The organism is Streptomyces sp. SID5910 (assembly GCF_009862125.1).
In the GTDB taxonomy this organism is placed as follows: domain Bacteria; phylum Actinomycetota; class Actinomycetes; order Streptomycetales; family Streptomycetaceae; genus Streptomyces.
In genome coordinates this window covers 1-19,909 of the sequence record NZ_WWHX01000059.1, presented here as the reverse complement: position 1 = coordinate 19,909, position 19,909 = coordinate 1, and the positions used below count along the sequence as shown (strand labels likewise).

Here is a 19,909-nt window from a genome sequence, read left to right as displayed (position 1 = left end):
CCGCGCGCCCCCGCCCCGGGCCCGCCCCGCCCGCGCCCAGCGCCCGTGCGCCGCACCGATAACCCGCGGCGATCAATAACGATCGTGCTTTCGATAACAGAACTCTTGACGCACATGTGAAGCCGAAGCAGACTCCCGTCCATCGGTCGGCATTGTCGAACACCTACCGGCAATACGCGTTAGAGTGTGACAACGCCAAGGGCCGCCATCGCTCTCACACCGAGGGCGCCGGAACACCCGGAGGGACCCGGGGTTCGGCTTCCCCTGGACGAAGGACAAAGGAGTCGCGGGTGTCCAGCTCCGACATCTTCATCGGCGAGACCATCGGTACCGCCATACTCATCCTGCTCGGCGGCGGAGTCTGCGCCGCCGTGACGCTCAAGGCCTCCAAGGCCCGCAACGCCGGCTGGCTCGCCATCACCTTCGGGTGGGGCTTCGCCGTCATGACGGCCGCGTACATCTCCGGCCCGCTCTCCGGCGCCCACCTCAACCCGGCCGTGACGGTCGGCATCGCGATCAAGGACGGCGACTGGAGCAACGTCCCGACCTACTTCGCGGGGCAGCTCCTCGGAGCCATGATCGGCGCGGTCCTCGTCTGGCTCGCCTACTACGGCCAGTTCCAGGCCCACCTCACCGACCGGGAGATCGTCGGCGGTCCGGGCGCGCAGGACACGACGGCCAAGGCCGTCGAGGCGCAGGAGACCGGAGCCGGACCCGTGCTGGGCGTCTTCTCGACGGGCCCGGAGATCCGCAACGTGGTGCAGAACCTCGCGACGGAGATCATCGGCACCTTCGTCCTGCTGCTCGCCATCCTCACCCAGGGCCTCAACGACGAGGGCAACGGTCTCGGCGTCCTGGGCGCCCTCGTCACCGCGTTCGTGGTGGTCTCGGTCGGCCTCTCCCTCGGCGGCCCGACGGGCTACGCGATCAACCCGGTCCGCGACCTCGGCCCGCGCATCGTGCACGCGCTGCTCCCCCTGCCCAACAAGGGCGGCTCCGACTGGGGCTACGCCTGGATCCCGGTCGTCGGTCCGCTGATCGGAGGAGCGATCGCCGGAGGTGTCTACAACGTCGCGTTCGCCTGAGCGGGCCTCCGCTCGGCCATCATCGAGCCGCAGCACACGCGCCGCAGCACCGGCCGTCCCACCACGGAATCCCAGGAGCACACAGTGACCGACGCCCACACCGCAGGCCCCTTCATCGCCGCCATCGACCAGGGCACCACCTCCTCGCGCTGCATCGTCTTCGACCGCGACGGACGCATCGTCTCCGTCGACCAGAAGGAGCACGAGCAGATCTTCCCCAAGCCGGGCTGGGTGGAGCACGACGCCACCGAGATCTGGAGCAACGTCGAGGAGGTCGTCGCCGGGGCGGTCGAGAAGGCCGGCATCACCCGCGACGACATCAAGGCCATCGGCATCACCAACCAGCGCGAGACCACCCTCGTCTGGGACAAGAACACCGGCGAGCCCGTCCACAACGCCATCGTCTGGCAGGACACCCGCACCGACGCCCTGTGCCGCGAGCTCGGCCGCAACGTCGGCCAGGACCGCTTCCGCCGCGAGACCGGCCTCCCCCTCGCCTCCTACTTCGCCGGCCCCAAGGCCCGCTGGCTGCTCGACAACGTCGACGGCCTGCGCGAGCGCGCCGAGGCGGGCGACCTGCTCTTCGGCACCATGGACACCTGGGTCATCTGGAACCTGACCGGCGGGGTGAACGGCGGCAAGCACGTCACCGACGTCACCAACGCCTCCCGCACCATGCTGATGAACCTGCACACCATGGAGTGGGACGCGCGCATCTGCGAGTCCATCGGCGTGCCGATGCAGATGCTCCCCGAGATCCGCTCCTCCGCCGAGGTCTACGGCGAGATCACGGGCGGCAAGCTGGGCGACCTGCTCGGCGGCATCCCCGTCGCCTCCGCGCTCGGCGACCAGCAGGCGGCCCTGTTCGGCCAGACCTGTTTCTCCGAGGGCGAGACCAAGTCGACGTACGGCACCGGCACCTTCATGGTGATGAACACCGGTGACAAGATCATCAACTCGTACTCGGGCCTGCTGACCACGGTCGGCTACAAGATCGGCGACCAGGACACGGTCTACGCCCTGGAGGGCTCGATCGCCGTCACCGGCTCGCTGGTGCAGTGGATGCGCGACCAGATGGGCCTGATCTCCACGGCCGCCGAGATCGAGACCCTGGCCCTCACGGTCGAGGACAACGGCGGCGCCTACTTCGTCCCGGCCTTCTCCGGCCTGTTCGCCCCGTACTGGCGCTCCGACGCCCGCGGTGTGATCGCCGGCCTGACCCGGTACGTCACCAAGGCGCACCTCGCGCGCGCCGTGCTGGAGGCCACCGCCTGGCAGACCCGCGAGATCGCCGACGCCATGACGAAGGACTCCGGCGTCGAGCTCTCGGCCCTCAAGGTCGACGGCGGCATGACCTCCAACAACCTGCTGATGCAGACCCTCGCCGACTTCGTGGACGCCCCCGTGGTGCGCCCGATGGTCGCCGAGACCACCTGCCTCGGCGCCGCCTACGCCGCCGGTCTCGCCGTCGGCTTCTGGAACAGCACCGACGACCTGCGCGCCAACTGGCGGCGGGCCGCCGAGTGGACCCCCCGCATGGACGCGGAGACCCGCGACCGTGAGTACAAGAGCTGGCTCAAGGCCGTCGAGCGGACCATGGGCTGGCTCGAGGACGAGGAGTAAGAACCACCATGACCACTCAGTCCACCCTGCAGTCCGTGCCTGCCCTGGGTACGCACCCGGCCTCCGGCTCGAACCCGAGCCGGGCCGAGACCCGGGAGCAGCTCTCCAAGGCGTCGTACGACCTTCTCGTGATCGGCGGCGGCATCCTGGGCATCTCCACCGCCTGGCACGCCGCGCAGTCCGGTCTCAGGGTGGCCGTGGTCGACGCCGGCGACTTCGCCGGCGCCACCTCCTCCGCCTCCTCCAAGCTGCTCCACGGCGGACTGCGCTACCTGCAGACCGGCGCGGTGAAGCTGGTGGCGGAGAACCACTTCGAGCGCCGTGCGGTCTCCCGCCAGGTGGCCCCCCACCTGGCGAACCCGCTCACCTTCTACCTCCCCGTGTACAAGGGCGGGCCGCACGGCGCGGCGAAGCTCGGCGCCGGCGTCTTCGCGTACTCGGCGCTGTCCGCCTTCGGTGACGGCGTCGGCCACCTGCTCTCGCCGGCCAAGGCCGCGCAGGACGTGCCGGAGCTGCGCACCGACAACCTCAAGGCCGTGGCCGTGTACGGCGACGACCAGATGAACGACGCCCGCATGGCGCTGATGACGGTGCGCGCGGCGGTCGACTCGGGCGCGGTCGTCCTCAACCACGCCGAGGTCACCGGACTGCGCTTCACCAAGGGCCGGGTGACCGGCGCCGAGCTGAAGGACCGGCTGACCGGCGACGAGTTCGGAGTCGGCGCCCGCCTGGTGCTCAACGCCACCGGCCCCTGGGTGGACCACCTGCGCCGCATGGAGGACCCGAACGCGGCGCCCTCCATCCGCCTGTCCAAGGGCGCGCACCTGGTGCTGAAGCGCACCGCGCCCTGGAAGGCCGCGCTGGCCACGCCGATCGACAAGTACCGGATCACCTTCGCCCTCCCCTGGGAGGACATGCTGCTGCTCGGCACGACCGACGAGGAGTTCGAGGGCGACCCCGCGGACGTCGCGGTCAACGACAAGGACATAGCGCAGATCCTGGACGAGGCCGCGTTCTCCATCCGCGACCAGCAGCTCGACCGGGACCTCATCACGTACTCCTTCGCGGGTCTGCGCGTGCTGCCGGGCGGGCCCGGTGACACCGCGAAGGCCAAGCGCGAGACGGTCGTCACCGAGGGCCGGGGCGGCATGCTGTCCGTCGCGGGCGGCAAGTGGACCACCTTCCGCCACATCGGCCGTACGGTCATGAAGAAGCTGGAGGCGCTGCCGGGCCACCCGCTCGGCGACGACTTCGAGCCGATCGCCTCGCTGCCGAAGAAGCTGCCGCTGCCCGGTGTCGCCAACCCGCGCGCCGTCGCCCACCGGCTGCTGGTGGACGGCCCGGCGCCCGGCCCGCGCATGGCCGCGGACACCGCCAAGCACCTGGCCACGCACTACGGTTCGCTGGCCTTCGACATCGCCCGCCTCGCCAACGAGAGCCCGGAGCTGGCCGAGCGCGTCCACCCCGACGCGCCGGAGATCTGGGCGCAGGTCGTGTGGGCCCGCGACCACGAGTGGGCCGAGACGCCGGACGACGTGCTGCGCCGCCGCACGACGCTGACGATCCGCGGCCTGGCTACGGACGAGGTCCGCGCCAAGGTGCGGGACGTGCTCGACAAGAAGTAGCCGGAGCGGCGCGGTCCGGGGGTGTCCGAGCCACTTGCGCGGGGCAGTGATCCGTTCACTCCCCCGTGCAAGGGGACTGCGGGCGGTCCCTCGGCACGCCGTAAGGTTGGGGGGTACGCGAGGGCACGTCGGAAGGAGGCGCTGGGTGATCGAGCTCGAGGGGGTTCCCGAGCTGATCGACCCGGTCATGGTGGCCGCGTTCGAGGGCTGGAACGATGCCGGTGACGCCGCCTCCGCCGCGGTCGCGCACCTGGACAAGGAGTGGAAGGGCGAGGTGTTCGCGGCGCTGGACGCCGAGGACTACTACGACTTCCAGGTGAACCGCCCCACGGTCTTCATGGACGGCGGTGTCCGCAAGATCACATGGCCGACGACCCGCCTCTCGGTGGTCCGCGTCGGCGGCGACAAGCCGCGCGACCTCGTCCTCGTCCGCGGCATCGAACCGTCCATGCGCTGGCGCTCGTTCTGCAACGAACTGCTCGGCTTCGCCCACGAGCTGGGCGTGGAGCTGGTCGTCGTGCTGGGCGCCCTGCTGGGCGACACCCCGCACACCCGTCCGGTGCCGATCAGCGGGACCACGTCGGACGCCGACCTGGCCCGCCGCATGGACCTGGAGGAGACCAAGTACGAGGGCCCCACGGGCATCGTCGGCATCCTCCAGGAGGCGTGCACGCACGCGGGCGTGCCGGCCGTGTCGCTGTGGGCGGCGGTGCCGCACTACGTGTCGCAGCCGCCGAACCCGAAGGCCACGCTGGCCCTGCTGAACCGGCTGGAGGACCTGATCGGCGTGCGGGTCCCGCTGGGCGAGCTGCCCGAGGACGCGCGCGCCTGGCAGGTCGGCGTGGACCAGCTGGCCGCGGAGGACAGCGAGGTCGCCGAGTACGTCCAGTCGCTGGAGGAGGCCCGGGACACCGCGGAGCTGCCGGAGGCGTCGGGCGAGGCGATCGCCCGCGAGTTCGAGCGGTATCTGCGGCGCCGGGACGGTGGCACCGGACCGGGCGGGCACGCCACGGCGGACGGCAGCGACGGGACGCCCGGCACGCCGTATCTGCGGGACAACCCGAGCGGCCGGGCGCGGCCGCCCAAGCCGCCCAAGCCGCCGCAGGCGGGCGGGGACGACGAGGAGTCGTCGGAGGACTGAGCCCGGTGGGTGTGAGTGAGGGGCGCTTCCCTGGTGGGAGCGCCCCTCAGTCGTTTCGTGCGGGTCACTGCGGGGGACGCGAACCGGCGCTTGCCGGGTGCCGCTGCGCCCACCCGTGCCGCCCCCGCGGCACGACTGCCCGCAGCTACGTAGGCGGCGTTACAGCGCCACGCCCAGCAAGGCGTCGACCGTGCGGGAGACGACGCCCGGGGCGCCGGTGTCTGTGCCGCCGGTTTCCTGCTGGAGGGCGGCCCAGCGGTCGACGGCGTCGAGGGCGGCCGGGGAGTCGAGGTCGTTCGCGAGGGCCTCGCGGATCTCCTCGACGAGGGCCTCGGCCGGCGGGCCGTCGGGCCGGGAGACGGCGGCGCGCCAGCGGTCGAGCCGGGCGAGGGCGTCCTCCAGCACCTGGTCGGTCCACTCCCAGTCGGAGCGGTAGTGGTGGGCGAGCAGGGTGAGCCGGACGGCGGCCGGGTCGACGCCCTCGCGGCGCAGCTGGGAGACGAAGACCAGGTTGCCCTTGGACTTCGACATCTTCTCGCCGTCCAGAGCGACCATGCCGGCGTGCACGTAGGCCTTGGCCATGGGGAACTCGCCGGTGAGCACCTGGGCGTGCGAGGCGCCCATCTCGTGGTGCGGGAAGGCCAGGTCGGAGCCGCCGCCCTGGACGTCGAAGCCCATGCCGAGGTGGTCGAGGGCGATGGCCACGCACTCGATGTGCCAGCCGGGGCGTCCGCGGCCGAGGGAGGCGCCGTCCCAGCTGGGCTCGCCCTCGCGGGCCGCCATCCACAGCATCGGGTCGAGCGGGTTCTTCTTGCCCGGCCGGTCCGGGTCGCCGCCGCGCTCGGCGGACAGCAGCCGCATGGCCGCGGCGTCGAGGTGGGAGACCTGGCCGAAGTGGGGGTCGGACTCGACGGAGAAGTAGACGTCCCCCTCGAGTTCGTAGGCGGCGCCGGCGTCGCGCAGCCGCTCGACGAGCGGGACGATGCCGGGTATGGCCTCCACGGCGCCTATGTACTGCTGCGGCGGGAGCATGCGCAGCGCGGTCATGTCCTCGCGGAAGAGGGCGGTCTCCTTCTCGGCGAGGGCGGTCCAGTCGACGCCGTCCCGCTCGGCCCGCTCCAGGAGGGGGTCGTCGACGTCGGTGACGTTCTGGACGTAGTGAACCTGCCGCTTGGTGTCGAGCCACACGCGCTGCACGAGGTCGAACGCGTTGTAGGTCGCCGCGTGCCCCATGTGGGTGGCGTCGTACGGGGTGATGCCGCAGACGTAGATACGGGCGACGGGACCGGGGTCGAGGGTGACGAGGCCGCCGGTCGCGGTGTCGTGGATCCTCAGGTCGCGGCCCTGACCAGGCAGGGCGGGGACCTCGGAAGCGGGCCAGGCATGCATGTCATGAGCGTAACCGGACGGGTGTTCCGTACACGAACCGGACCGGGCCGGATGGCCGGTAAGGCGCTCTTGCGCGTCACCGGCCGTTGTGCAGGTCGGTCCCTACACGGGTGGCCAGGGAATGGCCGGCCACTCGCCGCTCGGTTCCGGGTGCTTGCCGGTCTCCAGCAGGGCGCCGACACGCGCGCGCGTGGCGTCCAGTTCGGCGGGGGTGATCAGCCCGCCGAGCCGGGCCGCGAGCGGCGCGCCGTCCTTCAGGGCCTCCTGGAGGGCGTCCAGCGCCGCCAGGGCCTCCGCGGTCAGCGGGTCGCCCGCCCAGCCCCACAGGAGCGTGCGCAGCTTGTTCTCGGCGTGGAAGGTCACCCCGTGGTCGATGCCGTAGAGCCGCTCCCCGGCCGCGGGCAGCAGGTGGCCGCCCTTGCGGTCGGCGTTGTTGACGACGGCGTCCAGGACGGCGAGCCGCCGCAGCCGCTCGTCGTCGGCGTGCACCAGCAGCGCCGTGCGGCCCTCGTCGACCTCGGCGAACGCGACGGCCTTCCAGCCGGGGCCGGGCTCCTCGGCGTCCACCAGGGCCAGCAGTTCCGACTCGGGCACGGCGTCGATCCACAGCTGGACCATGCCCTCGCCGTACGGGCCGTCGCGCAGCACGGTGGGCGGTACGAGGCCCCAGCCGGTCGCCTCGGAGACCTCGTACGCGGCGACCTCGCGCTGGGCGAGCGTGCCGTCCGGGAAGTCCCACAGGGGGCGCTCCCCCGCCACGGGCTTGTAGATGCAGGCCGCCTCGCGTCCCTCGTGCGCCACCGTGCAGTACAGCGCCGCGTTGGACGCCTCACGGATGCGTCCGCGCACGGTCAGCTCGCCCCGGGCGAGCAGCTCGGCGGCCGCCGCGTCGGTGGTCACGCTCCGCGGCGGTATCCGTTCTGGCGCGGACATACGTGTCCTTCCGGGTCGAGCGGGAGGCTGCACAGCGGGCACGGCGGCCGCCCGGCGTTGACGACGTCGAGGGCGCGCTTGGCGAAGGACCTGGCCTGCGCGCCGGTGAGACGGACGCGGAGCATCGGGGGGCCGTTCTCCTCGTCCTGGAGGAGTCGCTCCTCGGCCTCGGCCAGGTCCTCCTCGGACTCGGCCTCCAGCTCGACGAGGGCCTGCGCCTCCACGATCATGCACTGGTCCTCGCCGTCCCAGGCGAGCGCCATGGTGCCGACCCGGAACTCCTCCTCCACGGGGGTGTCCAGCGGCGCCGTGTCGGCGGCCTCGGTGGGGGCCACGGCGGGGACGACGGTGCTGCCGCCGCTGCGCCGCACGACCTCGTCGAGGAGCTCGTCCATGCGTTCGGCGAGCGCGGCGACCTGGGTCTTCTCCAGGGCCACGCTGGTCACCCGGGAGCCGGCGATGGCCTGGAGGAAGAACGTACGGCGTCCGGGCAGCCCGACCGTGCCGGCCACGAAACGATCCGGTTGGTCGTAGAGGAACACCTGACGGGACACGTCCTGTCTCCATGGGAAGTCGGGGAAGTCGGGGGAAGCGGGAATCGGGGGGGCGGTCACTGCTGCGATCGCTTCACCCTACTGCGGCCGACGATCACGGTGCGCCCGCACTACCACCGACCGGGGCGTCACCCTCCGCGGGCTCCTCGCGGGGGGCCAGGGAGGCGAAGTCACCGGTGTCGCCGAGGCGGACGAGGTACGGCCGCAGCCGGGTGTAGCGGATCGCGGTGACGGAGCAGGGTTCGACGGAGATGCGCTGGAAGAGGTCGAGGTGGAGACCGAGGGCCTCCGCGACGAGGGACTTGATGATGTCGCCGTGGGAGCACATCAGGTAGACGGCGTCGGCGCCGTGGTCGCGCTCCACGCGCGCGTTCCACTCGCGTACCGCCTCGGCGGCGCGGGTCTGCATGGCGCGCATCGACTCGCCACCGGGAAAGGCCGCCGCGGAGGGGTGCGCCTGCACGACCTCCATCAGGGGCTCGTCCTTGAGCTCGGCGAGTTTGCGGCCGGACCAGTCGCCGTAGTGGCACTCCCCGATGCGTTCGTCGGTGTGCGCCCGCAGTCCGGGGCGGGCGTCGAGCAGGGGCCGGACCGTCTCCTGACAGCGCTGGAGCGGGCTGGCGACGACCTCGGCGAGCGGCAGGCCGGCGAGGCGGCCGGGCAGCGCGGCGGCCTGCGCGGCGCCGCGTTCGTCGAGGGCGACGCCGGGCGTCCAGCCGGCGAGCAGCCCCTCGGTGTTGGCGGTGGAACGTCCGTGCCTAACCAGGATCAGCGTGGGCATGCGGCCAGGGTAGGCGCACGACGCGGTGCGAGGACGACGGGGCGAAGGGAGAATGCGTTCGGTGATCGTCGACTGTGCCATCTACCGGGGCGGGCACCGGACGGACGGGCCCGCCGACTTCTCCGACGCGCTCGGCGAGGCGCGGGAGGCCGGCGGCTTCGTGTGGGTCGGGCTGCACGAGCCGACGGAGGAGGAGTTCGACCTGGTCACCGAGGAGTTCGGGCTCCATCCGCTGGCCGTGGAGGACGCCCTGAAGGCGCACCAGCGGCCCAAGCTGGAGGTGTACGAGGACTCGCTCTTCGCCGTCCTCAAGCCGGTGGTGTACGAGCCGGAGAGCGACGCCGTCTCCGCCGACGAGATCATGATCTTCCTGGGCGACGCGTTCGTGGTCGTCGTCCGGCACGGCGAGGGCGCCCCGCTGAAGGCGGTGCGGCAGCGCCTGGAGCACGAGCCGGAGCTGCTCGGCAAGGGGCCCACCGCCGTGCTGTACGCGATAGCGGACGCCGCCGTCGACCACTACCTGGACGTGGCGGTCGAGCTTCAGAACGACCTGGAGGAGCTGGAGGCGGAGGTCTTTTCGCCGGACGGCGGCGGCTCGCGGCACACCGCGTCCCGGATCTACAACTTCAAGCGGCAGGTGCTGGAGTTCCGCCGCGCGACCGGGCCGCTGGCGCCGCCGCTGGCCCGGCTGTCGGGCACGGGCGCGTACGGCTCCGTGCCGTTCGTGAACGACAAGGCCCGGCCCTTCTTCCGGGACGTGAGCGACCACCTCACGCGTGTGAACGAGTCGGTGGAGAGCCTGGACCGGCTGGTCTCGGACATCCTGTCGGCGCACCTGGCGCAGACGGGTGTCCGGCAGAACGACGACATGCGGAAGATCTCCGCGTGGGCCGCCATGGCCGCGGTGCCGACGATGCTCGCGGGGATCTACGGCATGAACTTCGAGCACATGCCGGAACTGCGCTGGGTGTGGGGCTACCCCGCGGTGATCGTGGTGATGGCCGTGCTGGAAGTGCTGCTGTTCCGCACCTTCAAGCGGCGGGGCTGGCTGTAGCGCGCCGGGTACGGGCCTCTCAGGCCAGCTCGGGGGCCGCGGTGGCGGGTCCGCCGAGGGCGTCGCGCCGCTCGGGTGTCCGCAGGGTCACCATGCGGCGCCAGCCGGCCACCCGCTCGTAGGCGTACACCGCGTGGATGCCCGCCGCGAGCAGCGCCGACCTCGCCCGGGACCAGCCGAGCAGCCGGCCCATGCGGGCCATCACCGCGAGGCTGACGTCGCGGTGGACGCGGATCTCGGCGTGCGCGCACTCGCGCAGCGTCCGCTGGATGTAGCGGCCGTGCCCGGCGGCGGCGTAGCGCAGCAGTTCCTCGTGGGAGTAGGCGAGGTGGTTGTCCTCGTCGGCGGAGATCATGCGCACGGCCCGCCCCAGGTCGGGGTGGTCCGAGAAGTACCTGAGGAGCAGCGCCATCTGCTCGGCCGCGCGCTGCTCGGTGACCCTGCTGTGCGCGAGGTAGGTGATGACGTCCCGCACGGTCAGGGCCCGGTCGGCCTTGAGCTTCTCGTGGGCGAGGCCGATGCCGTGCCGCTCCAGGAGCATCGTGTAGTCGGTGTCGGGGGGCACGTCGACGGGCTCCAGGCCGCGCTTCTTCAGCAGGGCGTTGAAGATCCGTCCGTGCTTGTCCTCGTCCGCGCCGTGCCGGGCGATCTTCGGGGCGAGGGCGCGCTCGCTCTGAGGGACCAGTGCCGCGATGCGCGCGTTCTCCCAGCCGCCCTGCGACTCGCCGCTGGCGGCGATCGAGCAGAACAGACGGAACGACTCGTCGTCGTCGAGGATCTCCTGGAACAGGCTCTTTGCCGAAAGCATCGCTGGCACCTCTCTGCCTCCGCAGGGCTCCGCAGGTTCGGCGGTCTCCGCGAAGAACGAGTCAAGTGCGGGACGCCGGATGCGGCAACAGGTGCGGCGGGGAAGTGCGCCGAAAGAAGGACGGTACGTGCGCGGGAGGGCGTAACCCCACGCGCGCGGACGCGTTGTTCCGCGTGACGGCCGTGGCGGGGAAGACCCCCGAGCCCCCACCACGGCCGCAGAACTTCTCCGACGCTCCCGCGTCAGGCCAGCCCGGCGCGCTCCAGCGCCTCGGTGCCGGCGCGGAGCGCGGCGAGCCGCTCGTCCAGGGTGAAGCCCGCGGGAGCCAGGGTCAGCGTGGTGACACCGGCGGCGGCGTAGGCCTTCATCCGGTCCGCGATCCGGTCGACACTGCCGAGCAGCGTCGTCCGGTCGATCAGGTCGTGCGGGACGGCCGCGGCGGCGCCCTGCTTGTCGCCGGACAGGTACTTGTCCTGGATCTCGGCGGCCTCCCGCTCGTAGCCCATGCGCTGGGCGAGCTGGTTGTAGAAGTTCTGCTTGCGGCTGCCCATGCCGCCCACGTAGAGCGCGGTGTACGGGCGGAAGGTGTCGGCGAGCGCGCTGACGTCCTTGTCGTCGCCGAGGGCGAGCGGCAGCGTGGGGACGATGTCGAAGCCGTCGAGGGTCTTCCCGGCCTTCTCGCGTCCGGCGCGCAGATGCCCGATCGCGGTCTCCTCCAGGTGGTCGGCGGACGGGAAGATCAGCAGGGCGCCGTCGGCGATCTCGCCGGTCTGCTCCAGGTTCTTCGGGCCGATCGCGGCGATGTACAGCGGGATGTGCTCGCGCTGCGGGTGCACGGTCAGCTTGATGGGCTTGCCGGGGCCGCTGGGCAGCGGCAGCGTCCAGTGCTGCCCCTCGTACGAGAGCCGCTCCCGGGTCATCGCCTTGCGCACGATCTCGACGTACTCGCGGGTGCGGGCGAGCGGCTTGTCGAACTTGACGCCGTACCAGCCCTCGGAGACCTGCGGTCCGGAGACGCCGAGGCCGAGGCGGAACCGGCCGCCGGACAGGGAGTCGAGGGTGGCGGCCGTCATCGCGGTCATGGCCGGCTGGCGGGCCGGGATCTGGAAGATGGCCGAGCCGACGTCGATGCGCTCGGTCTGGGCGGCGACCCAGGTGAGCACCGTCGCGGCGTCCGAGCCATAGGCCTCGGCGGCCCAGCACACGGCGTAGCCGAGCCGGTCGGCCTCCTTGGCGACGGCCAGGTTGTCCGCGTCCATTCCGGCACCCCAGTAGCCGAGGTTGATCCCGAGCTGCATGGCCGATTCCCCTTACCGATCAGTAACGTCTGTGGTGCCCCGACCCTAGCGTGCGTATTCGGTTGTCCACAGGCCCCCACAGCGCAAGCCGTGGCCAGTAATGTCGGCGTTCATGGAGCAGAGGCATCTCGGCCGCACCGGCCTGCGCGTGTCCCGCATCGGGCTGGGCACCCTCACCTGGGGCAGGGACACCGACGAGCACGACGCGGCAGACCTTCTGAAGACCTTCTGGGAAGCGGGCGGGACCCTCGTCGACACCGCCGACGTGTACGGCGACGGGGAGGCCGAATACCTCCTCGGCCGACTCATGGAGGGCCTGGTGCCGCGCCGGGACCTGGTGATCTCGACCAAGGCCGGCAGCGTCCGAGATCCCGACCGCCGCTTCGACGGCTCGCGCGGCCATCTGCTCGCCGCGCTGGACGCCTCCCTGGCCCGGCTGGGCACGGACCACGTCGACGTGTGGCACCTGCACGCCTTCGACCCGGACACGCCGCTGGAGGAGACGCTGCACGCCCTCGACGTGGCCGTCAGCAGCGGCCGCGCCCGCTATGCCGGGGTCTCCAACTTCTGCGGCTGGCAGCTGGCCAAGGCGGCGACCTGGCAGCTGGCGGCGCCGGGCGTGCGCAACCGGGTGGCCAGTACGCAGATGGAGTACTCGCTGCTCCAGCGCGGCGTCGAGCGCGAGGTGCTGCCGGCCGCGCTGGACCTCGGCATCGGGCTGCTGCCCTCCTCGCCGCTGGGCCGGGGGGTCCTCACGGGCAAGTACCGCAAGGACGCGACGCCTCCCGACTCGCGGGGCGCCTCGGAGCACCTGGCCCCCTTCGTCGAGCCCTACCTGGACGACACGGCCGGGCACATCGTGGACGCGGTGGCGACGGCGGCGGACGGGCTAGCGGTGACCCCGCTCCAGGTCGCCCTGGCCTGGATCCGGGACCGGCCCGGGGTGGTCGCCCCGATCATCGGCCCGCGCAACGCGCAGCAGCTCACGGCGGCGTTGTCAGTGGAGACCCTTAGTCTTCCTGACGAGATCTGCCGGGCGCTCGACGACGTGTCGGCGCCCGTGCACCGCTATCCCGATCACGACTGGAGCACGCTGTGAGCACGCAGCCCGAACCCGCCGAGGACACCGCGGACGCCGTGGACACCGAGCCGGGAGCGCCGGGCACCGCGCGGGAGTCCGAGCGGAACGACACGGACGCGGACGCCGGCGGGGCGCAGGCTCCGGAGCCGGATGCCGCCGACGCCGACGCCGACGCCGACGCCGGGGACGCTGCCGGGGAGGCCGGTGACGGGACCGGTGCGGCCGGTGAGGGCGCGGCGGCTCAGGTGTCGGAGGCCGAGGCCGAGCTGGCCGCCCAGCGGCTGGAGCGGGAGCGGATCGAGCGCCGCAAGGCCGAGAAGCAGCAGCCGATCGCCAGCGGGACCAAGCTCAGCGGCACCGCGGCCGAGCTGCTCGCCGCCGTGCGCGCCGTGGAGAGCGGCGAGAAGCCGGCCGCCACGGTCTTCGGCGAGCCCCGGCCCGCACCCCGCCGCCCCGCCCCCGAGCCGGTACGACGCCCGCAGCCGGCGCCGGACGGGCCCGCCCCCGTGCCCGCGGGACCCGCGCCGGAGACCGTTCAGGCCGTGCGGCGCGTCCTGGCCGAGGGCGGCGCCCCCGAGACGCTCGCGCCGGGGGCCTCCGCGCTGCTCGGCGAGGCGGCCGAGGAGTCGCTGCGCGCGGACCCCTGGCAGCTGCTCCGGGTCGCCGGGGTCCGGCCGGAGCAGGCCGACGGGTTCGCCCGGGCGCTGCTCGGCGCGGAGTGCGGCCCGGACGACGAGCGGCGGGGCCGTGCGGTCACCGTCTGGCTGCTGGAGCAGGCGGCCCTGACCGGGCACACGGCCCTGGAGCTGCCGCGGCTCACGGCCGCGCTGGCCCAGCGGGGCGTGCCGGATCCCGACACGGCCGTACAGAGCACGCTGGCCGAGGGTGACGCCCTGGTCTTCCAGGACGCCCTGGAGGAGACGGGTGCCCGCCCGGCCGACGGCGCGGTGGCGGCGCAGGGGACGGAGGGAGCGGACGAGGCCGAGGAGCGTCCGGTGCGGGTGCTGGTCGGTCTGGAGCGGTACGCGCTCGCGGAGGAGAGCCTCGCCGACGGTCTGGCCCGGCTGGTCAACTCGGTGCCGAAGCAGGACGGTGCGGCGGAGGACTGGGAGCGGGCCGCCGCGTCCGCGCGGGGTTCCGCCGCCGACCTGATCCGTGCGGTCGCGGAGCACGGGCTGGTCCTGCACACCGGTGGGGAGGCGTCCCTGGCCGAACCGGCGGCCCTGCTGCGGGCCGCCCGGGGCCTCGGGCTGCGCGCCTGGGCCGCCGCGCACGGCCCGCTGGGCCGCGACCGCTTCGCCGCCCTGCTGACCGACCGGCCGACGGCGCCGCACCCGGACTCGCCGGCGGTGGACTCGCCCCCATCGGACGGCTCGGCTTTGGACGGCACGCGCGTCGTCACCCTGGCCGGGCTGCTGGCCGGGGCCGAGGGGCCCGGGCGGGACGCGGACGGTGCGCTGGACCTCGATCTGCTCGTCGTCCTCGACGCACCGCAGGTGGACGTGGAGACGGGCGCCCTGCTGGCGGAGTCGCTGCCCGACGGGGCACGGCTGGTGCTGGCCGGCGATCCGGGCGTGCTGTGGTCCGTGGGCCCCGGGCGGGTCTTCGCGGATCTGCTGGCGGCGCGTGTCTGCCCCCAGGTCGCCTCCCGGCGTCCGGACCCGGGCCCTCTGGGCGAGCTGGTCTCCGGCATCGGCATCGGCGAGCTGAGCCAGGTGGAGGCGCCCGGCAAGGAGGTCGTGATCGTGCCGGTGCGGGACGCGGGCGAGGCCGTGCACCGCACGGTGCAGCTCGTCGCGGACTCGGTGCCGCGGGCGATCGGCGTCCCCGCCGAGGAGACCCAGGTGATCACGCCGGGCCACGGCGGCGCGGCGGGCACGCGGGCGCTCAACGCGGCGTTGAAGGAGCGGCTGAACCCGGGCCCCGGCCGCTTCGGCGGCTTCGACCCCGGTGACCGGGTCGCCTACTCCCCCGTGCCGGGCCGTACGCTGCCGGGCCGCGTGGTGGGGGCCGACGCCGACGGACTGCGCCTGTCCTGCGCGGGCGAGGCCGTGGTGGTCCCGCAGGACCGGGTGGAGCGGACCGTGCGGCACGGCTGGGCGCTGACCGCGCACCAGGCGGTCGGCGGCCGGTGGCCCGCGGTGGTCGTCGTCCTGCCGGGCGACGCCGCGCAGGCGCTGAGCCGCCCGTGGGTCTACACGGCGTTCGGCCGGGCGGCCCGGCATCTGTCCGTGGTGCACGGGGTGGACCAGGCGCTGCCCCGCGCCGTCGCCGAGGTGCAGGCCAAGCCGCGCACAACCCGGCTGCCGGCGCTGCTGGCCCCGCAGGTGCCGGTGGGCGGCTGAGCCCGTAGGTCGCCGTGCGGATCATGTGACGGCGGCGGTCACGGGGGCGTGCCCCGTGACCGCCGCCGTACGTGGGTGCGGTGCGGTGCGCCGCTCAGCGGTCCGCCCGCAACCGCTCCGGCTCGCCGTCCGGTTCGTCGTCCGTCTCCTCGTCCACGTCCGTGTCGAGGTCCGTATCGAGGTCCGTGTCGAAGCCCTCCGTCGGCTCCGGCACGACGTCGTCGTCATCGTCGTCGTCGAACTCGTCGTCGAAGACCGCGCTGACGTCGAAGCGGCAGACCACTCGTTCGGCGTCGACCTGGTCGAACGGTGCCTCCAGCCACTCGCCCGGTTCGGCGGCCTCGTCCGCGGCCGTCACCCAGAGGGTGGAGTCGCCCTCCTCCAGGCCGAACTCCTTGTGCCGGGAGGCGATCTCGTCCGCCTCGAACTCGCCGAACAGGATGCCGAGCGCCCCGTGGACCGTGCCGGCGACGTCCGCGCCCACGGCCGCGTCGTCGTCGGCCGCCTCGATCCGCCGGGCGTGTGCCATCAGCCGCTGCGGCTCCGCCACCGCGTAGTCGCGGCGGATCAGCACGCTCAGCGCGTTCGGCTCCTCGGGGCCCGTGTACGGCGGCGTCTCGTCGGCGCCGGGGATCTCGAAGGGAGTGACCTCGTCGTAGCGGTCGTAGAGCAGCTCGTCGTACACCTCCGCGGCCGCGGCCAGCTCGTTGAACGCCTGGTAGACGGCGGGGTCGTCCTCCCCGGACCGGCGTTCGACCGCGGCCAGGTGGCGGTCGAGCGCGGTCTTGACCGCCTCGGCGGCGGCGCGTACCTCGGCAGCGGTGGGCTGCGCAGCATCAGACATAGTGCAGACGCTATCCGTACCGGGCCCCAGCCCGCACAATAGATGCGATGCCGGAATACGAATTTGTCGACGTGTACGTGCCACGCGGGGTTTCCCGCAAGGAGACGACACGTCTGTTGACCGACCACGCCGAGTACGGACACTGGGAGCTGTACCGCCTGAGCCTGCTGCGCGACGGCAGTCGCAAGGTTCGGCTGCGGCGGCGGATCATCCGCCAGGTGCGCGCCACCTGGTGATCGGCGGTACCCGGGGCGACCCGGCGCCGGTGACGGAGACGGAGCGGGCCCCGCCGGTGGCGGGGCCCGCTCCGTGTGCCGGTCCGCGCGTCAGGCCGCGGCGCGCGCCTTGCGGTAGAGCACCGTGCCCGCGAGCAGCGCGCCCGCGCCCACCGGGAGGGCGAGCCCCAGCGGCAGTTCGCTGCCGGTCTCGGCGAGCTGTGCGTCGCCCCGCGGCTGGGTGACGGTCTGGGTGCCCGGCTGGTTGACGTGCGAGGAGCCGCCCGGCGTCTCGTCACCCGGGGTGCCGGGGTTGGCCGGGGTGTCGGGGTTACCGGGCTCTCCCGGGTTGCCGGGGTTACCGGGCTCACCAGGGTTACCCGGGTTACCCGGGTTACCGGGCTCACCCGGATTGCCAGGGTTACCGGGCTCACCAGGGTTGCCGGGGTTACCGGGCTCACCAGGGTTACCGGGGTTGCCCGGCTCCCCCGGGTTACCGGGGTTGCCCGGCTCGCCCGGCGGCGTGGAGTGGTCTTCGTCGCCCCCGTTGACGCAGTCGTTGCCCGTGGCCGGGTTCAGAACGCCCACCACGTTGACGCTGTTGCCGCAGACGTTCACCGGGACGTGCACCGGCACCTGCACCGTGTTGCCGGAGCCGACCCCGGGCGAGTCCGTGGCCTGTCCGCCGGCGTGCGCACCGCCGTGGCCGCCGGAGTCGCCGTGGCCGCCGCCCCGGTTGGCGCACGTGTTGCCGACCGCCGGGTTGAGGACGCCGATGACGTCGACCGTGTTGCCGCAGAGGTTGACCGGCACGTGCACGGGCGCCTGCACCGTGTTGCCGGACAGTACGCCGGGCGAATTCGAAGCGGAGCCGAACGCCCCGGAGTCGGCGTGGGCGGCACCGCCCGCGGCGGCGAGCACACCGGTGGCGGCCGCCATCGTCATCAGGCCCTTGCGGGTGACCTGTCGCATTTCCGAAATCCCTGCCTTGCCCTAGTCCCGTAGCGCCGGATTTCGTCCTTTCCGACGCTGATGCACGCTGATGTTCTGCTCCTAGAAGACCGTCGGCCCCGGAGCGCATGGCGTGCGCTCCGGGGCCGACGGACTCAGACCCTCACGGGGGCGGGACGCAACGTCACTTGTTGACGCAGACGTTGCCGAAGGCGGGGTTCAGCAGGCCGATCACGGAGATCGTGTTGCCGCAGACGTTCACCGGCACGTGCACGGGAACCTGGATGACATTGCCGGAGACGACGCCCGGGGAGTGCGCGGCCACACCCTGCGCACCGGAGTCGGCGGCGGCGACGCCCGCACCCGCGAGGACCAGACCACCGGTGGCAACCGCAGCGGCGACGACCTTCTTGAGCATTATTCCTCCTAGTTGACAAGGCGATCCGAATTGCCGATCGCATCACCTGTAACGAGGCCGAAGTAATGAGGCTACGAGCCTATGAGCGCATTCACCCTTCCCGGTAGCCTCCCGCACGTGCGGTCGAATCCCGGAGAAGGGTGAAGTCTCGTTTCAGCGGGCGGATTCAGGACGCGTCGATGAAGCGGTCGAGCACGCGCACGCCGAACTTCAGGCCGTCCACCGGCACGCGCTCGTCGACGCCGTGGAACATGCCCGCGAAGTCCAGCTCCGGCGGCAGCTTGAGGGGCGCGAAGCCGAAGCCGCGGATGCCGAGGTCGTCGAAGGACTTGGCGTCCGTGCCGCCGGAGAGCATGTACGGGATGGCCTTGGCGGCCGGGTCCTCGGCCACCAGCGCGGACTGCATCGCGTCCACGAGGGCGCCGTCGAAGGTGGTCTCGACGGCCTTGTCGGAGTGGACGTCCTCGCGCCGCACGTGCGGGCCCAGGATGCGGTCGAGGTCGGCGAGGAACTCCTCCTCGTGTCCGGGCAGGAACCGGCCGTCCACGTGCGCGGTCGCCTCGCCCGGGATGACGTTCACCTTGTAACCGGCGCCCAGCTGGGTGGGGTTGGCGGTGTTGCTCAGGGTCGCGCCGATGAGCTTGGCGATGCCGCCGAGCCTGGCGAGGGTCCCCTCCATGTTCTCCGGGTCGAGGTCGGTGCCGAGGGCGTCGCCGAGTTCGTCGAGGAAGGCCCGGGTGGTCTTCGTGACCCGGACGGGGAACGTGTGCCGGCCGAGGCGCGCGACGGCCTCCGACAGCTCGGTGATGGCGTTGTCGCGGTGGATCATCGAACCGTGTCCCGCCGTACCGGCCACGGTCAGCTTCATCCAGTGCATGCCCTTCTCGGCCGTCTGGATCAGGTAGAGCCGGCGCTGCTCGTTCACGGTGAAGGAGAAGCCGCCCACCTCGCTGATCGCCTCGGTGACGCCCTCGAAGAGGTGGGGATGGTGGTCGACCAGATGGCGGGCGCCGTACGTGCCGCCGGCCTCCTCGTCGGCGAGGAACGCGAGGACGATGTCCCGCGGCGGCTTGCGCCCGCTGCGCATCCGGTCGCGGACGACCGCGAGGGTCATCGCGTCCATGTCCTTCATGTCGACCGCGCCGCGTCCCCACACGCACCCGTCGGCGACCTCGCCGGAGAAGGGGTGGTGGGTCCAGTCGTCCGCGTTGGCCGGGACGACGTCCGTGTGGCCGTGGATGAGCAGCGCGGGCCGCGACGGGTCCTCGCCCTCGATCCGGGCCACCGTGGAGGCGCGGCCCGGGTGGGACTCGAAGATCTGCGGCTCCAGTCCCACCTCGGCGAGCTTCTCGGCGACGTACTCGGCCGCCTTGCGCTCGCCGGGGCCCGAGTGGTCGCCGTAGTTGCTGGTGTCGATCCGGATCAGCTCGCGGCAGAGGTCGACGACCTCGTCCTCGCCGGTGACGCTCCTGGCCGTGCCCGACTCGCTCACGTGCTTCCTCCCGCTGTCACTGCTGGTGGGTCCCCCTCATCCTCCCCCTCCGACCGTCCGGGCCCAAGACCGGACCCGGCCCGTCACACGCCGTTCACGCCGGGACGGGGGTGATCGGGCACCCTCGAAAGCCTGGTAATGTTTACGTCGTCGCCACGGGGAAAACCCGCGCGACAGACACCTTGTCCGGGTGGCGGAATGGCAGACGCGCTAGCTTGAGGTGCTAGTGCCCTTTATCGGGCGTGGGGGTTCAAGTCCCCCCTCGGACACCA

General features: G+C 72.5%; 18 protein-coding genes and 1 tRNA gene. 9 read left to right on the top strand and 10 right to left on the bottom strand.

Annotated features, from left to right (window positions below; translation table 11 throughout):
* Positions 1-290: 290 nt before the first annotated feature.
* The 4 genes from GTW67_RS02270 (at position 291) to GTW67_RS02255 (ending at position 5,474) form a co-directional block, all read left to right on the top strand.
* Positions 291-1,085 (top strand): aquaporin, encoded by a 795-nt coding sequence (locus GTW67_RS02270; RefSeq protein WP_161163103.1) that lies wholly within the window; start codon positions 291-293, stop codon positions 1,083-1,085.
* A gap of 84 nt (positions 1,086-1,169) precedes the next feature.
* Complete coding sequence (gene glpK, locus GTW67_RS02265; protein WP_161163102.1) at positions 1,170-2,708, top strand: glycerol kinase GlpK; 1,539 nt, start codon at positions 1,170-1,172, stop codon at positions 2,706-2,708.
* Between the two features lie 8 nt (positions 2,709-2,716).
* The gene (locus tag GTW67_RS02260) at positions 2,717-4,333 is read left to right on the top strand and encodes a glycerol-3-phosphate dehydrogenase/oxidase (RefSeq protein WP_161163101.1); all 1,617 of its coding nucleotides are present in this window, start codon (positions 2,717-2,719) and stop codon (positions 4,331-4,333) included.
* 145 nt (positions 4,334-4,478) lie between these two features.
* Positions 4,479-5,474 carry a PAC2 family protein gene (locus GTW67_RS02255; RefSeq protein WP_161163100.1) on the top strand — a complete coding sequence of 332 codons (996 nt, stop codon included), beginning with the start codon at positions 4,479-4,481 and terminating at the stop codon, positions 5,472-5,474.
* 159 nt (positions 5,475-5,633) lie between these two features.
* On the opposite strand, the gene mshC is transcribed toward GTW67_RS02255, so the two are convergent.
* From mshC to GTW67_RS02235, 4 genes are all read right to left on the bottom strand, one after another.
* A complete protein-coding gene (mshC, locus tag GTW67_RS02250) occupies positions 5,634-6,863 on the bottom strand; it encodes a cysteine--1-D-myo-inosityl 2-amino-2-deoxy-alpha-D-glucopyranoside ligase (RefSeq protein ID WP_161163099.1) in 1,230 nt (409 codons plus the stop codon).
* Between the two features lie 102 nt (positions 6,864-6,965).
* Positions 6,966-7,796, bottom strand: a complete 831-nt coding sequence (locus GTW67_RS02245; RefSeq protein WP_202436710.1) for an Rv2133c family protein — start codon at positions 7,794-7,796, stop codon at positions 6,966-6,968.
* Positions 7,760-8,350, bottom strand: coding sequence for an Rv2134c family protein (locus GTW67_RS02240; RefSeq protein ID WP_161163097.1), 591 nt, complete (start codon positions 8,348-8,350; stop codon positions 7,760-7,762). The genes GTW67_RS02245 and GTW67_RS02240 overlap by 37 nt, the downstream gene beginning before the upstream one ends.
* A 94-nt stretch (positions 8,351-8,444) precedes the next feature.
* Entirely contained in the window at positions 8,445-9,131 is a 687-nt protein-coding gene (locus GTW67_RS02235) for a histidine phosphatase family protein (RefSeq protein WP_161163096.1), read from the bottom strand.
* A 61-nt stretch (positions 9,132-9,192) separates the two neighbouring features.
* Here GTW67_RS02235 and corA point away from each other — a divergent pair, with 61 nt between their 5' ends.
* Positions 9,193-10,185, top strand: a complete 993-nt coding sequence (corA, locus tag GTW67_RS02230; protein ID WP_161163095.1) for a magnesium/cobalt transporter CorA — start codon at positions 9,193-9,195, stop codon at positions 10,183-10,185.
* 19 nt (positions 10,186-10,204) lie between these two features.
* On the opposite strand, the gene GTW67_RS02225 is transcribed toward corA, so the two are convergent.
* Together GTW67_RS02225 and GTW67_RS02220 are read right to left on the bottom strand one after the other, a co-directional pair.
* The gene (locus GTW67_RS02225; RefSeq protein ID WP_161163094.1) at positions 10,205-10,993 is read right to left on the bottom strand and encodes a ferritin-like domain-containing protein; all 789 of its coding nucleotides are present in this window, start codon (positions 10,991-10,993) and stop codon (positions 10,205-10,207) included.
* A gap of 242 nt (positions 10,994-11,235) precedes the next feature.
* The gene (locus tag GTW67_RS02220) at positions 11,236-12,291 is read right to left on the bottom strand and encodes an LLM class F420-dependent oxidoreductase (RefSeq protein WP_161163093.1); all 1,056 of its coding nucleotides are present in this window, start codon (positions 12,289-12,291) and stop codon (positions 11,236-11,238) included.
* Positions 12,292-12,403: 112 nt separating this feature from the next.
* Between GTW67_RS02220 and GTW67_RS02215 the strand changes: the two genes are divergently transcribed.
* On the top strand, positions 12,404-13,390 hold the full coding sequence (locus GTW67_RS02215; protein ID WP_161163092.1) for an aldo/keto reductase: 987 nt from the start codon (positions 12,404-12,406) through the stop codon (positions 13,388-13,390).
* Positions 13,387-15,717: a helix-hairpin-helix domain-containing protein gene (locus GTW67_RS02210; RefSeq protein ID WP_161163091.1), complete on the top strand. Its 2,331-nt coding sequence runs from the start codon at positions 13,387-13,389 to the stop codon at positions 15,715-15,717. Before GTW67_RS02215 ends, GTW67_RS02210 begins: the two co-directional genes overlap by 4 nt.
* A gap of 94 nt (positions 15,718-15,811) precedes the next feature.
* Here GTW67_RS02210 and GTW67_RS02205 read toward each other — a convergent pair whose 3' ends face one another.
* The gene (locus tag GTW67_RS02205) at positions 15,812-16,561 is read right to left on the bottom strand and encodes a hypothetical protein (RefSeq protein ID WP_161163090.1); all 750 of its coding nucleotides are present in this window, start codon (positions 16,559-16,561) and stop codon (positions 15,812-15,814) included.
* Positions 16,562-16,608: 47 nt separating this feature from the next.
* Here GTW67_RS02205 and GTW67_RS02200 point away from each other — a divergent pair, with 47 nt between their 5' ends.
* Positions 16,609-16,797 carry a DUF5703 family protein gene (locus GTW67_RS02200; protein WP_161163089.1) on the top strand — a complete coding sequence of 63 codons (189 nt, stop codon included), beginning with the start codon at positions 16,609-16,611 and terminating at the stop codon, positions 16,795-16,797.
* 90 nt (positions 16,798-16,887) lie between these two features.
* Here the strand turns inward: GTW67_RS02200 and GTW67_RS36820 are convergent, their stop codons facing one another.
* From GTW67_RS36820 to GTW67_RS02185, 3 genes are all read right to left on the bottom strand, one after another.
* A complete protein-coding gene (locus GTW67_RS36820) occupies positions 16,888-17,748 on the bottom strand; it encodes a chaplin (RefSeq protein ID WP_202436708.1) in 861 nt (286 codons plus the stop codon).
* A 163-nt stretch (positions 17,749-17,911) separates the two neighbouring features.
* Positions 17,912-18,145, bottom strand: coding sequence for a chaplin ChpH (gene chpH, locus GTW67_RS02190; protein WP_161163088.1), 234 nt, complete (start codon positions 18,143-18,145; stop codon positions 17,912-17,914).
* Between the two features lie 166 nt (positions 18,146-18,311).
* Complete coding sequence (locus GTW67_RS02185) at positions 18,312-19,637, bottom strand: M20/M25/M40 family metallo-hydrolase (protein WP_161163087.1); 1,326 nt, start codon at positions 19,635-19,637, stop codon at positions 18,312-18,314.
* A 184-nt stretch (positions 19,638-19,821) separates the two neighbouring features.
* Here GTW67_RS02185 and GTW67_RS02180 point away from each other — a divergent pair.
* Positions 19,822-19,909, top strand: a tRNA-Leu gene (locus GTW67_RS02180).